The sequence below is a fragment of the Gimesia chilikensis genome (genome assembly GCF_008329715.1).
Lineage (GTDB): Bacteria > Planctomycetota > Planctomycetia > Planctomycetales > Planctomycetaceae > Gimesia > Gimesia chilikensis.
The window spans coordinates 545,454-558,298 of record NZ_VTSR01000006.1; the positions used below are offsets into that span (position 1 = coordinate 545,454).

The 12,845-nt window shown below is 46.3% G+C and carries 10 protein-coding genes; 4 read left to right on the forward strand and 6 right to left on the reverse strand.

Going from position 1 to position 12,845, the window contains the following annotated elements:
* Window positions 1-29: 29 nt before the first annotated feature.
* Window positions 30-1,505 carry a nicotinate phosphoribosyltransferase gene (locus tag FYZ48_RS09145; RefSeq protein ID WP_149339581.1) on the reverse strand — a complete coding sequence of 492 codons (1,476 nt, stop codon included), beginning with the start codon at window positions 1,503-1,505 and terminating at the stop codon, window positions 30-32.
* Between the two features lie 470 nt (window positions 1,506-1,975).
* Here FYZ48_RS09145 and FYZ48_RS09150 point away from each other — a divergent pair, with 470 nt between their 5' ends.
* From FYZ48_RS09150 to FYZ48_RS09160, 3 genes are read left to right on the forward strand one after another with little or no spacing between them, the layout of a single operon-like run.
* Window positions 1,976-2,815, forward strand: a complete 840-nt coding sequence (locus FYZ48_RS09150) for an ABC transporter permease (protein WP_187781944.1) — start codon at window positions 1,976-1,978, stop codon at window positions 2,813-2,815.
* A gap of 1 nt (window position 2,816) precedes the next feature.
* A complete protein-coding gene (locus FYZ48_RS09155; RefSeq protein WP_149339585.1) occupies window positions 2,817-3,569 on the forward strand; it encodes an ABC transporter ATP-binding protein in 753 nt (250 codons plus the stop codon).
* 30 nt (window positions 3,570-3,599) lie between these two features.
* Window positions 3,600-4,193, forward strand: coding sequence for a D-sedoheptulose-7-phosphate isomerase (locus tag FYZ48_RS09160; RefSeq protein WP_149339587.1), 594 nt, complete (start codon window positions 3,600-3,602; stop codon window positions 4,191-4,193).
* 83 nt (window positions 4,194-4,276) lie between these two features.
* On the opposite strand, the gene FYZ48_RS09165 is transcribed toward FYZ48_RS09160, so the two are convergent.
* The 4 genes from FYZ48_RS09165 to rfbA all read right to left on the reverse strand — a co-directional run bounded on the left by FYZ48_RS09165 (window position 4,277) and on the right by rfbA (window position 9,287).
* Entirely contained in the window at window positions 4,277-5,188 is a 912-nt protein-coding gene (locus FYZ48_RS09165) for a glycosyltransferase family 2 protein (RefSeq protein ID WP_149339589.1), read from the reverse strand.
* A complete protein-coding gene (locus FYZ48_RS09170; RefSeq protein ID WP_149339592.1) occupies window positions 5,178-6,074 on the reverse strand; it encodes a glycosyltransferase family 2 protein in 897 nt (298 codons plus the stop codon). The genes FYZ48_RS09165 and FYZ48_RS09170 overlap by 11 nt, the downstream gene beginning before the upstream one ends.
* Before the next feature lie 63 nt (window positions 6,075-6,137).
* A complete protein-coding gene (locus tag FYZ48_RS09175; RefSeq protein ID WP_149339594.1) occupies window positions 6,138-8,042 on the reverse strand; it encodes a glycosyltransferase in 1,905 nt (634 codons plus the stop codon).
* Window positions 8,043-8,417: 375 nt separating this feature from the next.
* On the reverse strand, window positions 8,418-9,287 hold the full coding sequence (gene rfbA / locus FYZ48_RS09180) for a glucose-1-phosphate thymidylyltransferase RfbA (protein WP_149339596.1): 870 nt from the start codon (window positions 9,285-9,287) through the stop codon (window positions 8,418-8,420).
* A 953-nt stretch (window positions 9,288-10,240) separates the two neighbouring features.
* Here rfbA and FYZ48_RS09185 point away from each other — a divergent pair.
* Window positions 10,241-11,467 carry an acyltransferase family protein gene (locus FYZ48_RS09185; RefSeq protein WP_149339598.1) on the forward strand — a complete coding sequence of 409 codons (1,227 nt, stop codon included), beginning with the start codon at window positions 10,241-10,243 and terminating at the stop codon, window positions 11,465-11,467.
* Window positions 11,468-12,313: 846 nt separating this feature from the next.
* Here the strand turns inward: FYZ48_RS09185 and FYZ48_RS09190 are convergent.
* Window positions 12,314-12,820: a prepilin peptidase gene (locus tag FYZ48_RS09190; protein WP_149339600.1), complete on the reverse strand. Its 507-nt coding sequence runs from the start codon at window positions 12,818-12,820 to the stop codon at window positions 12,314-12,316.
* Window positions 12,821-12,845: the final 25 nt, after the last annotated feature.

The following is a 12,845-nucleotide window of genomic DNA, read 5'->3' on the forward strand; positions in this document are numbered from 1 at the left end:
AGCATGAGCTTGATTCATGGTTCCGTGAGTCACTGATGATTTAATTTTCGTGCCAGCAGAATCTGTTCGGTTTTGTAATCGTACAGCCCCTGTTCCAGACCAACGGGATATTCGTGTGGATCCAGATGACGCTGAATACCCACGTGAAACAGATCTAACTGCTGCTGTGCCCGTTCGCGAATGACTGACAATGATTCGTGTTGATGAACGATCTCCCCCTGCTTGACTACGGGGATCAACAGGTCCTGTGAGTCAAGTTTGTCGTCCAGCACCCGTCGCCGCGTTGGATCCAGAGGATCGATCAGCACGCTTCGTTCCGAGGATGGCGGAGCAAGTTCATTATAGATCATGTCGGCCACGGCCCCGTTTTGATTCAGATAGCGCCTGGTCTGTAGAATTCCGGGGGTAGAGGTCTTGATGGCCTGTTCGGACAGTTTCAAACGGGGTTCCCATTCCTGGTCTTCATTCCTGATCGCTCCCAGTTTGTAAACCCCTCCCAGGGCGGGCTGTTCGAAGGCGGTCACCAGACGAGTGCCCACACCCCAGACGGCGATCTTGGCTCCCTGCATTTTGAGACTGCTGATGGTGGTTTCATCCAGGTCATTACTGGCGACAATCGCGGCTTCCGTCAAACCCGCTTCATCCAGCAGGCGTCTGGCTTCGATACTGAGATAAGCAAGATCTCCCGAATCAAGCCGGATCCCCACCATTTGATGACCGGACTCTTTTAACTGAATCCCGACGCGAACCGCATTGCGAACCCCATCGAGTGTATCGTAGGTATCGACGAGGAAGACACAGTTATTAGGCATGGCCCGGGCGTAATCTTCGAAGGCGGAAAGCTCATCATCGTAGGACATGACCCAGCTGTGAGCGTGTGTCCCTTTGACGGGAATTCCGAACAGCTTACCGGCCAGCACATTGGATGTGGCTGCACAGCCTCCAATGTAAGCGGCTCGACTGGCTGCCAGGCCGCCGTCAATTCCCTGGGCTCGCCTTAAACCGAACTCCAGAACCGGATCTCCGCCCGTGGCAGTACAGATGCGGGCTGACTTGGTAGCGATCAGCGTCTGAAAGTTGATCAGATTCAGCAAAGCGGTTTCCAGCAACTGACACTGCAGAATCGGCCCCGTGACCCGTACCAGCGGTTCGTGGGGAAAGACCACGGTCCCTTCCGGAACCGCTGCCAGATCACAGGTGATACGCAGATCCGCCAGGTATTCCAGAAAGCCACTGGAGAATAAGGGACGACCATCATTGCCTTCCAGCGTCTTGAGATAACTGAGATCATCTTCGCTGAATTGGAAGCGCCTGATATATTCCAGAGCGTACTCCAGCCCGGCGGCGATGGTGTAGCCACCCTGGAACGGATTTTTGCGAAAGAAGAGGTGAAAGACAGCTTCCTGTTCTGCTCTCCCGGTTTTCCAGTATCCGTGAGCCATCGTCAACTGGTACAGGTCTGTTAAGAGCGTCAGTGAAGTATCGTAGATCTTACTTAGGGCCATTGCAGGTTCCTCCAATCTGTTAGTGTATTATACACACTATCAATCCTGTTTCAATACTTCATTCCGACCTTACTCATGAATTCATGGAATTTCACTGACCGGTTCCACGTTTGGAATCAGAGAAGGGGTGATGACTGACAGGTTTCTTACTGGAAATACACCACCTATCCAATTCACAGACCATTAGACCATTGTTTACGTCGTTTCATGTCTGAAAAACATCCACCGGAATTAATGTTGCTCAATTTGAACTGATTCCACTATACTCCCCCACCAGCTATTTTAAATTCACAGCCCAACTAACCTGAGCCAAAAGCTTTGATGCCCACGACTTTTGAATATTGTTCAACCTGTCTTTACCACTTCCTGCAATCCTGAGTCTGTTCCGAGACTGATGAAGCTTTAGAAATCGGGCCAGACTGATTACCGGTTCTTACCTCAAGCCCGCCAATCTGATGGAGCCGACTCTCGTGATCGCAGGATTGTCAGCACTCACCATTCAACAATATAGATGTTTAATGAATAATCGAGTCAAACTTGCTCTGGAAGATGTGATCGATATGATCAAATCCAGCCGGTTATGTATGTTTCTGGCATGGTTTGATATTCGCATCCGTTATCGCAGGTCTAAAATCGGTCCATTCTGGATTACGATCAGTATGGCAATCTTTATTATTGCCCTGGGAGTCGTTTACTCCAAATTGTTCAACATGGCTCCCGATGAATATCTGCCCAATCTGGCGGCAGGTTATCTTTTCTGGACGCTCATAGCATCGACCATCAGTGAAGCTCCCACGATCTTCATTGACAATGCGGCTTATCTCAAAGATATGAAAATCAATCTGCTGATTTTTATATTTCGGGCGCTGGCACGTAACACAATCATCTTCCTGCACAATGCCCTGTTTATCATGTTTGTCAGCTTTTATTTTAAAATCTGGCCTCAATTTCAGACACTTCTCGTTATTCCGGGGCTATTTCTTGTGTTGCTGAATCTGTTCTGGATCACACTGTTTTTTGGGATCGTGGGTGCCCGTTATCGTGATCTGGCCCCCATTATTCAGAGCATGGTACAGGTACTGTTTTTCGTCTCTCCAATAACATGGCTACCCAAGCTCGTGGGAGAAGACAGCTGGGTTGTGATGTTCAACCCCATTGCTTACTTCCTTGACCTGACCCGCGCCCCCATATTGAACCAGACTCCTGCATTGAGTTCCTGGGCGATTACTGCCGGAATCAGTATTGTCGGTTTTGCTGTCAGCCTATTACTTTACGCCTACAAACGAGACCGGATTGTATATTGGATTTGATATGGCCAGGATTAAAGTAGAAAATGTGACTCTGCACTACCCGATCATCGGGGCAGGCGACCGGTCCGTAAAAAACAGGTTGTTGAACTTTGCTACGGGAGGCAAAATCACCCGGGACAGTAGTACAGTGGTCGTAACAGGTCTGGACCAGATTGACCTGGAATTAAATGACGGTGACCGCCTGGGACTGATCGGACACAATGGTGCCGGGAAATCCACTTTGCTGAAAGTTCTGGCGGGAATCTATACTCCCACCAATGGTAATGTGGAAATTGAGGGACGGATTGTCTCTACCCTGAATATTACTCTGGGATTTGAAATGGAGGCCACCGGGTTCGAGAATATCTATCTCAGGGGTCGCCTACTGGGACTGACTACCAGAGAAATTGAAGCTAAACTCGAAGAGATCTCCGACTTCACCGAGCTGGGCAAATACCTCGATCTGCCGGTGCGGGTCTACTCGTCAGGGATGCTGATGCGGCTGGCATTTGCCGTAATGACATCACTGGAATCTGATATCCTGCTGATGGATGAAGTCATCGGCACCGGAGACGCCCGGTTCATCCATAAGGCTGAAGCCAGACTAAATGAGTTCATGAACAAAGCCAAGATCATGGTCATAGCTTCTCACTCAGACGATGTCATCAGAGAATTTTGTAACTCCGCACTTCTACTGAAAAATGGAACTCCCTTTGCTCAGGGTGAGATCGATGAAGTGCTGGAGATTTATGAGTCAGAGGAATACCAGACATAACCCCCCCTAGTCATACGGGAGCATAGCGCCATGAGCCTGGCAGCCAGAATTATTTGCAGAAATCTGGAGCGTTCTATAGCAGCCAAAAACGAGTTGTTGCAGAACGCAGAGACTCAGGCCGAATTTGCCCGGTCCGTTGACATTGTATTGAACTGCTATCAGCAGGGGGGCCGCCTGTACGTTGCCGGGAATGGTGGTTCAGCTGCCGATGCACAGCATCTGGCGGCGGAATTTGTCAGTCGTCTGGCCCGTGACCGTGCCCCATTGCCAGCCGAAGCACTCACGACCGACTCCTCGATCATCACAGCCATCGGCAACGATTATGGCTACGATGAAATCTTTTCCCGTCAGATTGCGGGTAAGCTCAGCGAAAAGGATGTCTTTCTGGGAATTACGACTTCCGGGAATTCCCCCAACATTGTCAAAGCCCTGCAGGTCTGCCGTGAACGGAACATTCAGAGTATCGTGTTTACCGGTCACGATGGCGGTAAGGTGCGAGAATTGAGCGACGTTTGTGTCATCGCCCCTGGAGAACTGACCAGCCAGATCCAGGAAGTGCATCTGGTACTGGAACACACCCTCTGCGAGTGCGTCGAAGCCGCCTTGTTTGACTTCGAGCTCTAAACGCGACGGTGATGATCTTCCAGAATTGAGTGAGTCGTGTCTGCAGTGATTCCTCTACCCGTTCGCATCATCTTTATTAAAGATCAGGTACCGGCGACCTTGAACCATCTGAAAAACTGCCGGACCGAAAAGTAGCAGGCCAACAGGCTGAACCGTAACCAGACTCCGCAGGTGATAATCCACATCAACACGACTGGATACTTGTGGCGGAAGAATTTGCTATAGAACCGCACCATTCCCTTGTGCTTGTTCCATTCAACAAAGATACGGCGAGAACGGCTACAGCTTCCCTGGAAATGCGAGATTTTCGCATCCGGTACAAACAGGATCTTCCAGCCCTTTTCCCGGAAGCTCATGCACCAGTCCAGATCCTCGCAGTGCAGAAAGTAGCCTTCATCCAATCCGCCGACATCTTCATAAGCCTTGCGAGGGACCAGCATACAGGCCCCGGAAATCGCCTCGACTTCTACCGGATGGTCAGGTAATGATTCGAGATGCAGATTGAAGTCTGAAAAGAGCTGCGGAAACAAGGGGGACAGCCAGCGCAATTTAAAAACACGCACAAAGGTTCGCCAGGGAGTGGGAATCAAACGACGTCCCCCGACCTGCTCTGTGCCATCGCTATTTAGCAACTGGCCGCCGGTCATGCCCGCTTCAGGATTCTGCACAAGGCATTCCCTGAGTGCTGAGATCGCATGCGAATTGATTTTACAGTCAGGATTGAGATACAGCAGATAGTCGCCGCTGGCAACCCGTCCGCCCTGATTACAGGCTACCGCAAATCCCATATTTTCCTGATTTTCAGTGACCAGGATATTCTGTTGCGCGCGAAAGGTGTGCTGCACGTTTTTCAGACTCTCGTCGTGAGAAGCATTATCGACGATGATAATTTCCAGGGACTGCTGGCAATCAACCAGCGACTGCACACATAGCGATAATTTGTCAGCCGAGTTGAAATTAACAATTATGACTGAGATCAAACAGCTATTCTCCATACTTCCCCATCTTTCCGATCAAGGCATGCCAGACTCCCAGGGAAAGCATCTTCATGTTGAGCAGGCGTTTTCCGACAAAGAAAGAAAAGACCAGATAAATCAGGAACAATCTGCGAAAATCCATTACTTTCCAGGAAAATGAAACCCATGACTGTTGGATCAGCCAGATACCATTACGCACTGTATAATAGTGTCGAAGCGGGTGGTGCACCGGGAAAGTTCTGCCGAAGAGATTCGCATATTCATCTCCCAGATCATGCTTCATACGAGCAGAGCCAACGCCATAAATCTGATACCCTTTGTGAATTGCACGCAGGCACCATTCAGTGTCGACATAATCAATAAAAAGATCTTCTTCCATCAACCCGATTTCTTCCAGTGCCTTCATAGAAATCAAGCTTCCAGAGGAAATGAGATGATCGACAGTGACGATTTCATTCTCGGCACAATCAATTCGCCTTAATCGGATCCCCTGTAGTTTTACAAAGGGAGCTGCATGTTGTCCCTTAATATCAGAATACCTGGGACCGACTGCCGCGACATGACAACCGAGTCTCGTTTTTTCGTTCATCACAGTCAACAATGTGTCAACCATATCCGGTTCTGGAAGGCTGTCCTGGTCAAAAAGAACCACATGACTTGCATTCTTTTCCCTGGCCCGAAAAACGCCATGATTGATAGCTGACGCTATTCCGTAATTCTCTTCAAGCGAAACTAATCCCCCATTATCTTTGAGGATTCCCAGAATAAACTGTTTGATTTCTTGAGGGGAATTGTTATCAACCACACACACATAATCCACTTGCACAGAGATCGCATCGATCAGCTTATGCAGTGTCGCTTTATCGGGATTGAACGTCACTATGATCGCGGCGACGAAGTCCATTTGCTTGCCATATCAAATAATACAGGTTTTGGAATTCACAAATCGAGACAATCAGTCTGGCTGTCAGGCCGAATATGCCTGAAGCTCCAGTTGCTCCTCCTCAGCTTTTAGAATCTTTGCAAAAGTTCTTTTTGAATCACTCCAGGTCCATTCTTCTGCTGTTTTGTAACCATTTTCTATCAGCTGGTGTCTGAGTTCCACATTTTCAATAAGCGTTCTGACTGCCATTTTTGCTTCTGCCACATCTCCAGGCTTAACAATCAATGCGTTATAATTATCAATTGCATATTCTTCCAGACCTGTCACTTCAGATACAACAACACTGCAACCACAGGCCATTGCTTCGAGAGGTGGGTAGCAGAAACTTTCGACACGACTCATTTTCAGAAAAATGTCGCAAGACGAATAAATATTCCGCATCTTATGAATATCGACTTTTTCAAAAAGCCTGTCATATTTCCACTCAGCAGGAATCTTGCCACTACTCGAGATTATCCAGAGTTCACAATTGAGATCTTTGACGGCAGCATATGCCTCTTTCATCCCCTTAAATGGAATGTCAACAGGCCCTTCAAGCAGCACTCTCACTTTTTTCTCTTTAGGAAGAATCTCCTGGTCGTGGAAAAACATATTCTGGTCCAGTCCATTCGGAACATATTCTGAATCATGCCCGAACTCATCTTTGAGCCATTTTTGAATCCAACAAGCCATCGTGACATACTCGCAGTCTGTCAGATAAGTCTGGTGTACCAGTTTTTTTGTCGCCTCGTCGGTGTAAAAACGGCGTTCATCGGATTGGACAAAGTAGAGTTTTCTTTTTGGTTCCAGCTGGTTCAAGATTTCGACGGTATTCCAACCGGTAGCAATCGCAACATCGATATTATCAACACGCATATCCAAGTTGCTTAATTGATAAATGGGGACATTATGTTCGGGAAACCAATTAATAGAGTTTCCAAAAGTCACATCGAGATTGATGCAGGATACATCAAATTTTTGTTCCATTAACTTCTTGGCATGATGCAAGACCACAGCAATACCTCCAGAAATCCCAGTTCCTGGAATGATGAAAACAATCTTTTGTAGTTTCTTTGCCCGTGTCTGATATTGTCTCAGAGCTTCCTGTTTCCAGTAGTCAGATTCTTCAATAAAGTTTAATTCGTTGTTGCCTTTATGAATGCGCAAAGTTACCAGAACATCACGCGTTGCTTTGAACTTGTATCCAAAGTAGGCCAGTCGCAGCCATAATTCATAATCTTCGCAATAGCACATTTCTGGCTTTAGACCACCCACATCCAGCAAGGCGGCTCTTCTTATCATGACTGTACTCTGACAAGGTACACAAATCTCTTTTAAAAATTGTAGATCACAATCCGGACTCTCAATCACTCTACCATCATGGAGCCCATTGATTTCTCGTGAGTTATCCATTTTTATCTTATATGCGCCATAGACTACGTCTGCGTTGTATCTCTCCATCACCTTCAGAGATTTTTTGATTCTGTTTTTGTCAGCGATGTCATCACTATCCAAAAATGCGATATATTTACCAGTCGCTTCCAAAATCCCCTTATTTCGGCCACGAACTGCATTCCCGGAGTTATCATAGTAATGGAAGATTTTTACTTTTGGATGATGAGAATACTTATCCAAAACAGCTAATGTACCTGGTGGAGAGCCATCGGTGACAATGATCACTTCAATTTCTGAAACAGTTTGATTGAGGCAAGATTCAATCGCTTCTTTCAGTTCAAAAGTGCGATCATACACGGGTATTACAAAACTGACTAAAACACGCCTCGAAGAGTTGATTTTCTCTTCAAGATAGCTCTTTTGCCTGAACCTGTCCCATCTTGCTTTTATTTTCGTTTTCAGGAACAGACAAGTCCTTTGAAGAAATGCAAGCACCCCTTCATTAGAAATAATTGAAACAGATTTTGATAACAAGTTCTTAATTTGATATCCCACAATTAGCTCCTGAAGCCCATTTTCGGAAATAGCGTCTTAACTTCAAACGCTAATGAATTGACTCAATCTTCAAGTTGTTTCTGGAGATACTTAAAGATTAACTTCAACTGTTATTTCGGTTATACGATACACCCGACTGACATCATCTGCTTCGAAATCATCTACACTATGTCTGTTACTCCAGAAATCTTTTGGTTGGCTACCAAAGTTAAACAAGTCACTGTATCCATATTAAGAAAGCTGATTTTCCGCTGTTTGTCATGCAGATTCCCTAAAAGCATACGCTCTAAGATCATGCCACAAAAACAGGCGTCACTCACATCACTGATGTGTGGACAGTTCATCCAGTAAAAAGTCTGCCAAGGGAAAGTCCAGCTAATCCAATAACCTGATCAGGTAGTCCCCGTAATTAGTTTTTGACAATGCTTCGGCCTGCATCTGCAACTGATCTCGCGATATCCAACCTTTCTGAAAGGCGATTTCTTCGAGACAGGCGATTTTCAGTCCTTGTCGATGTTCAATTGTTTGGAAGAAGTGGCTGGCATCTTGCAGACTTTCATGTGTCCCCGTATCAAACCAGGCATGCCCACGCCCCAGTAATTCCACACAGAGATCTTCACGTTCGAGATAGGCATTATTCACTGCGGTAATTTCGAGTTCTCCCCGCGCAGACGGTTTGACATTTTTCGCGATTTCGATCACATCGTTGTCATAAAAATAAAGCCCTGTAACCGCATAATTTGATTTGGGCCGAACGGGCTTCTCTTCAATTGAGATTGCCTTGAACTCGCTGTCAAATTCAACGACGCCAAACCTCTCCGGGTCATGCACCTGGTAACCAAACACGGTCGCCCCTTTTTCGCGGGAAGCAGCCGCCTTTAAACTTTCCGTGAAACCATGTCCGTAGAAGATGTTGTCTCCCAAGATTAGACAAGTGGGATCCGATCCCAAGAAGTCCTCACCAATCAGAAATGCCTGTGCCAACCCGTCTGGTGAAGGCTGCTCGGCATATTGAAAACGTACTCCCCACTGTTCTCCACTCTCCAGCAAATCCTGAAACATGGGTAAATCGTGTGGCGTGGAAATGATCAAAATATCTCTAATGCCTGCCAACATCAGGGAGGAGAGCGGATAGTAAATCATCGGCTTATCATAGATTGGCAACAGTTGCTTGGACACAACTTTTGTCACCGGATGAAGGCGGGTCCCCGATCCTCCTGCCAACACTATTCCTTTTCTCGACATTTACATTTCCAGTACTGTTTTGTTGGTTGAGATCAACCGGAACTCAATAAAAGCTCATTGTCCATGATTAACTACTGAGGTGCGTTTGGTATTGAAATTCAGAAAATAAAGCAACACGAATTTCCCGTTCTGACTGAAGAATACAAGAGAAGTCACAGAACTTTGCTGACAAGACAAAGATTTCTGCACAAATCGTTAAGCTCGCATTAAATCGCAGATGTTGAGCGACTTTGACAGCAAACAGCAACACTGATCATACAGACACACGCCTGCATGATTTGCGGGGTCAGGAACAAGCACCAAGGTTCGTTCCAATCCTGAAAGCGCAACTCAGTTTCCATAAACGTTTTCGGCCCCCAATCAAAGGAAGTATTGAAACATTCTTCCAATTGACTACCGACTTCTTTGCGTCTGCAGCACCTCAAATAAATTCTCATTGTAGACCATGATAATTCAGCATCAGATCGACAGGATGACCACAGCCTTCAGATGAAATCCATTTCCCATAGACATCTGGTGCCCCCTGACAGCAGGAACCAGGAACAATGACAATCAGTCACCGGGGCACGATGTCTTCAATAAAGATATGACTTGGTTCATACATCATTTTTTCAGTTATTCGTCTGCTGATTGTGCAGGTAATAGTGTGACTACTGAATTGCTCTTCGCGCATTTCAGTCGAACCTCTATAAGTACCTGAATTGATTCTCTGGATGCTGTATTAATCACCCACGACCATGGTGACCAGCAAATACCAGAATAATAGCAATTCCTAAACTATAGAAATTGCCATTTCTCACATGCTCTAGCCTTTGTACGGACCTCTGACTTATCAGACTGGACTCAAAAACACCAATTGATAATGCTCCACCAGCGAATACACAACTTCTGTTTTTTACCTGACTGATTGAAAAAGAGAGACGAAATGACTTTCATTTGAATGGAGTAAGCACATGTTCAATGATAAATTGGAATCGCTCCGAGGAGTCGCCGCCTTGGTTGTGGCCATCTATCACAGTTTCCTCGTATTTGCGGTCGATCAGAACCAGGTCATCTGGGAAAGCACTCTCTTTGACGTAACGGGTACGAATTCATTCCTGACCAGAATGGCACTGGCCATCTTCAATGGAAGTGCAGCAGTATCTATCTTTTTCGTTCTCAGCGGCTATGTCCTCGGACTTTCACTGGATCGAAAGCCCAGAAATCTCACCACTTATCACGCTTTCTACATAAAACGCTTTTTCCGAATATATCCCACATATTTTGTGTCATTGACATTGATCGTCCTGTCCATTGTCCTGTTTCACAGTTATATCAAGTTCCCGAATACCTCTCTCTGGTATAATTGGTGGTACACGGAAGGGGTCACCTTAAAAAATGCTCTCGCAAATTATTCGCTAGTGAAAATTGATATTAATAATGTTGCCTGGACTTTGAAGGTAGAATTAATCATCTCACTCTTTTTCCCTTTATTCTATCTGATCAACCGCAGGTTTGGACTGAAGGTGAATCTGCTTTTCCTGCTGGGCCTCATCATTATGGGTTACACGGGACCTATAGTTGATACAATCCAGTATGCATTTATGTTTCACATTGGACTGATGCTGCCCTATTTTGTCAAAAAACAGCAATCCCCCGTAAGCAGCTTTTTTTGCGGAAATCTCGCTTTTATGATTGGGCTAGTATGCCTTTTGTCAGCGAGGCTCTTTTTAGCTAAGATTGATTATTTCTTCCCAATCCTGGTGGAAGGTATCGCCTCTGGCTTCCTGATCTGGATCCTGTTAAGCACAGAAGAAAACACATTCTTCAATCGTTTTCTGAAGATTAATCTGGTTAAGAAACTGGGCAAATACTCTTATTCCTTTTACTTGTTCCACTTTATCGTGATGTACTGGCTGGCTTACTGCATGTTTCGGGTCATTCCCCCAGAGATATCAGCCACTTACCCGGTTATCTTAAGCAGTCTGCTTGCCGTAATCTCAATTCCGATTACTTACTTTATTGCGATCGTGTCTTATAAGTGCGTCGAAGTACCAATGATCAAACATGGTGCTGTAATTGCTGAAGTTCTCTCCACAGGCACAAAACGAAGTCTGGATAGAATAGCATTGGTTGTAATTCGATGGCGGAGAAAAAAGGAGTTTCTGCCCTTGAGTTTCGCTTTTAAACGCTTCTGGTAATGCCGGGGAAACCAGACTTAGTTAGCAGAAGTACAAACGTATTGCATGCCTAAGAACTTACAGGGATTTCATTACTGACAGATATGAAATCCCTGTTTTTATTGCAACTATCAGAACAAAAACGGAGTATCGATAGTGAAAATACCGCTTCTCGCCTTGGAACACTAGATTTTACGCTGTTCAACGAGACTCTAGAAATCGAGATCGATACGGCACACAGCGAAGTCCCGGTAGTGACATAGAGAGCTTATTGCGGTCAACTTTCTCAGCGGCACAGTTACCAGGCGATACAAGAAAGAGGAATCAAGATCCACGGTTTTCCGACTGAGCTCAGGACCTGAATGCTGTCAGGCCGAAGCCAAGTTAGAAGCGGATTCCCTTTTACGTCCACCGTCAAACTATCGATGACCACAGCATGCTCGCCTACTGTTTGAATTAGTGAACCGAAGTTGTTCGCGGTGCATTTCTATCAGGGATCTTGAATCGGATAAACCTACAGCAGGGGCTGCCCTGAAATGATTACATACAGAGCTTGCTGTTCCGGGGACAGCAGGACTCCGTTGCAGCGGGAAATATGGCCAATCGGTTACTCCCCTCTCAGAGGAAGAGCAGAACTGATTTTCAGGTTCCTAAACTCGAGTGCCCCTGCATTCTCCCCCTCAGGTCCACCGGAATCTCCCCATCTTAATCAGGAATACTTGGGAAATCTCGGAACTTTGCAGGCATTGCAGAGCTTCACTCGCAATTTGCGCTGTCAGGCATGAAATATATAGATTTGTGGAGTCCTGCACTGTCCGCAAACCCCAGAAAAAGTGAACATGCGACCACGCCCAGGAGGCTTTTACATCACTTCCAGGGCTGATAAAGCAGCAGCAGTCCCAGGATGGTCGTCAGCGACAGAAATAATGACCCCTTGACCAACCATGCTCCTGGCCGACGCATATCATCATCCTGAACTTCCAGCTCTTCGGGCACCTCAAATGTATTCTCGTAACGCCCCCGAACCTTGTCGTAGACTGAAGTTCCCAGTATCAGCAGAATGGAGACGACCAGGGTAATCAAGGGGACGACAGGCCCCGCGATGGTGCCTATGGCGATCAACAGTTTTGAAAAGCCTCCGGAAACATACCCTTTGCTCATCAGCATAATTCCGATACCAAATCCCACCAGGAATCCAGTAAGATGCATGGCCCATTGATGATCAAAGACGATCAGCGCTAATCCGGTAAAGACACCCGCCAGATTCAGCCAGTTAGGAATGCGCTGCGTGAGAAATTCAATCAAGATGGCCACAGACAACAACAGAGCCAATACACAAATCACTGGCCAGACCAGGATTGGAACAGCAAACATGAATCAACAAACTCCGCTTACAAAA